The organism is Paraburkholderia sp. GAS334, from assembly GCF_050436625.1.
Lineage (GTDB): Bacteria > Pseudomonadota > Gammaproteobacteria > Burkholderiales > Burkholderiaceae > Paraburkholderia.
The window spans coordinates 1-2,580 of sequence record NZ_JBNDMO010000084.1 but is presented as its reverse complement, the minus strand read 5'-3'; the positions used below and the strand labels follow the sequence as shown (position 1 = coordinate 2,580).

The following is a 2,580-nucleotide window of genomic DNA, read 5'->3' as shown; positions in this document are numbered from 1 at the left end:
CATTGAAGATGGCACGATCGGCAGATCAGTCGGGAACGGCTGCCACGGTAAGGTTCGTGCCGGTATCCGCAGCGAGGACATTCAAATCCGTCTCGACATCGCAGCCGCTCGATGTATTGGAGACAGTCGTCTTCGGTGGCAAACCATTCCTCAAACTGGGTCCATGTTCGAGGATAGTCTTCGCCGGCAGTAGGCATGTGCAGGGTTTCTTTCATCCTGCAATCATGGCCGAGTTGGTGCTAACAGGATAGCCCTTATATTTATACAGTATTGAGGTGTGTATGAATGCGGCGAGGCTTCCCCTCGAAGATCTCCATCCGATGCTCTGGCGCGGCTCCCAACTCGCTTCAGGGGGAACGCGGGTGATTCCGTGCGGAAGCGAAGCGATGGCAGCCGAATTGCCCGGCGGCGGCTGGCCGGTCGGGGTCCTCACCGACTTGCTCGTACAACAGGCCGGGTGCGGCGAACTGCGGCTCCTGAAGCCTGCGCTGGCCATGAGCGACAAGCGACCGGTCATTTTGATCCAGCCGCCTCATCGCCTCCAGATTGGCGCGTTCGGATGGTGGGGCGTGACTGGCGAAAATCTCACGGTGCTGCGCCCCATGACGACAGCCGACGCGCTCTGGTGTGCCGAGCAGGTTCTGCGCGCGGGCACCTGCGCTGCACTCCTCTTCTGGCAGACCCATGTCCGGGCAGAAGCACTGCGGCGATTGCATCTGGCGGCCCAGACCACGGACATGTTTTTCGTGATGGTGCGGCCGCTCGCGGCGGCGGCAGATTCCTCGCCGGCGCCGCTACGACTGACCCTTCGACCCGCGCGCGGCGGCGTCAACATTGACTTCGTGAAACGCCGCGGCCCGAAACGCGACGAACCGCTGTTCGTGCCGCTCGCGCCCTCACCCATCCTGAATCAAAACCGGCATGCAATTGTGGATCGGCGCGCATCTCCCATCGTTGTGCCTCGAAGTGTTCCGGCCGAAGTGGTCGCATGAGTCGGCCGACGGCGTTGCGATCCTCGAGCGCGACAAGGTGGTCGAACTGGACGCTATCGCGCGCGACGCGGGCGTGCGCCGTGGAATGCGTCGGGGAGGCGTGCTTACGCTGGCGCCCCACGCAGAGTTGCGCGAGCGCGACGCGTCCCGCGAGCAGGACACGCTGGTCGCGCTGGCCACAGGATTGATGCAGTTCTCGCCGCAAGTCGTGGTGGCTGAAGAAAACACGGTGCTCGTCGACGTGTCGGCCAGTCTTCGTCTCTTTGGCGGGGTGCGGGCATTGCTCCGCGCGTGCCGGGGTGTCGCGGACGCTGTTGGCGTGACGGGAACGTTCGGCATCGCGCCCACGGGCCAGGGGGCATGGTTGCTTGCGCAGAATGGCGGCGGCCGGGCACTGTCGGCACGTTCATTCGCGCGCTCTCTCGCGCCAATGCCCGTCACGCAACTGCCGCCGGCGAGACGCTATGGTGAATGGTTGTCGGGAATCGGATGTGAGACTGTCGGGCAGTTACAGCGACTGCCGCGCCCGGGGTTGAACAAACGCTGTGGCACCGCATTGCTCGATCTCGTCGACCGGGCCATCGGCGTCTCGCCCGAAGCGCACGAGTGGTTGCAGCTGCCACCGACGTTCACGGCGCGAATCGAGATGCCGGACCGGATCGAGCATGCGGAGGCCTGCCTTTTCGCAGCGCGCCGCGTAATCGTGCAACTGGTCGGGTGGCTTGTGAATCAGCAACTCGCAGTAAGAAAGCTCGTCGTCATGCTGGAACACGAACGCGGCCGATCCGCAGTGGATCCAACGAAGATTGAAATTGCGCTCGGCGAGCCAACGTGGAAGGAAGAACATCTGGTTCGCCTGTTGAAGGAACGTCTGGGCCGCGTCGAACTTGTCGCGCCAGTCATCGGCCTCGCGATCGACGCCAGCGATGTCGAGGACGCTGCTCCGCTCTCCGCCGAACTGTTCCCTGAGCCGGGTGGCTCGCCGGCGGATCACAATCGACTGCTCGAACTGCTGACAGCCCGCCTTGGCGCTGAAAACGTACTGCGACCTGCCCCAGCTGCCGATCATCGGCCGGAGATTGCCGCGCGTTGGGTGCCGTTGAATGATCCCGCGAAATGGACTGCGCCGCCGTCGGATTCGCCGCGGTCAGTCTGGTTGCTGGAGACGCCGGCGAAACTGCTGATGCGCGGACATCGCCCTTTCTACGGTACACCGCTGCGCATGGTTTCGTCCGGCGAGCGCGTCGAGGCTGGCTGGTTCGACGGCGACATTGTTACGCGCGACTATTTCGTCGCGGAATCGGAGGATGCAATCTGTTACTGGATTTATCGCGAGCGCGTTGGAAGTCGAGATGACGATGAAGCCCGGTGGTATTTGCACGGCCTTTTCGGCTGAATGTTCAGTGCCTACGGCGATCTAAGCGGCAACATAGCGTTACTGTCGATTCGCTCGGCCGTGACCAACGATGAGTCGCGGCAGCGGCCGACGCCGTTCGACCCCGAGCCGTCATTCGGGTCACCGTGTTGGCAACGGCCGCTTTCCAATTCCGAACGGACATCCGTCCGCATCACGTCTGCAGTACGGGCG

3 protein-coding genes are annotated in these 2,580 nt (G+C 63.2%); 2 read left to right on the top strand and 1 reads right to left on the bottom strand.

Annotated features, from left to right (window positions below; translation table 11 throughout):
- Positions 1 to 215: transposase (locus tag P3T21_RS38275; protein WP_429261035.1), on the bottom strand; the 215-nt coding region annotated here is incomplete at its 3' end.
- 66 nt (positions 216 to 281) lie between these two features.
- Between P3T21_RS38275 and imuA the strand changes: the two genes are divergently transcribed.
- Together imuA and P3T21_RS38265 are read left to right on the top strand one after the other, a co-directional pair.
- Positions 282 to 992 (top strand): translesion DNA synthesis-associated protein ImuA, encoded by a 711-nt coding sequence (imuA, locus tag P3T21_RS38270; RefSeq protein ID WP_429261034.1) that lies wholly within the window; start codon positions 282 to 284, stop codon positions 990 to 992.
- Positions 922 to 2,388 carry a Y-family DNA polymerase gene (locus tag P3T21_RS38265; RefSeq protein ID WP_429261033.1) on the top strand — a complete coding sequence of 489 codons (1,467 nt, stop codon included), beginning with the start codon at positions 922 to 924 and terminating at the stop codon, positions 2,386 to 2,388. Before imuA ends, P3T21_RS38265 begins: the two co-directional genes overlap by 71 nt.
- Positions 2,389 to 2,580 lie beyond the last annotated feature (192 nt).

Coding starts and splice junctions, on each gene's coding strand:
- imuA (WP_429261034.1), top strand. CDS start 282: ATGAATGCGGCGAGGCTTCCCCTCGAAGATCTCCATCCGATGCTCTGG.
- P3T21_RS38265 (WP_429261033.1), top strand. CDS start 922: ATGCAATTGTGGATCGGCGCGCATCTCCCATCGTTGTGCCTCGAAGTG.